Annotated in this window: 1 protein-coding gene; it reads right to left on the minus strand. The window is 71.4% G+C overall.

Annotated features, from left to right (window positions below):
• On the minus strand, positions 1-378 hold a 378-nt coding region (locus IEY73_RS32295), incomplete at both ends, for a WD40 repeat domain-containing protein (protein ID WP_505744155.1).

Consider the following 378-nt stretch of genomic DNA (forward strand, 5'->3'; position numbering starts at 1 on the left):
ACGATGATGGTGCGGCCGTCGAGCTGCCCGACCGCCACCGAACGCACCCAGTCGGTGTGGCCGGTGAACGGGTCACCGATCGGGGTGCCGGTGGCCGCGTCCCACACCCGCACCGTGTTGTCGTTGCTGCCGGAGACGATGATGGTGCGGCCGTCGAGCTGCCCGACCGCCACCGAACGCACCCAGTCGGTGTGGCCGGTGAACGGGTCACCGATCGGGGTGCCGGTGGCCGCGTCCCACACCCGCACCGTGTTGTCGTTGCTGCCGGAGACGATGATGGTGCGGCCGTCGAGCTGCCCGACCGCCACCGACCAGACCAGGCTGGTGTGGCCGGTGAACGGGTCACCGATCGGGGTGCCGGTGGCCGCGTCCCACACC

Source organism: Mangrovihabitans endophyticus, assembly GCF_014646155.1.
Lineage (GTDB): Bacteria > Actinomycetota > Actinomycetes > Mycobacteriales > Micromonosporaceae > Actinoplanes > Actinoplanes endophyticus.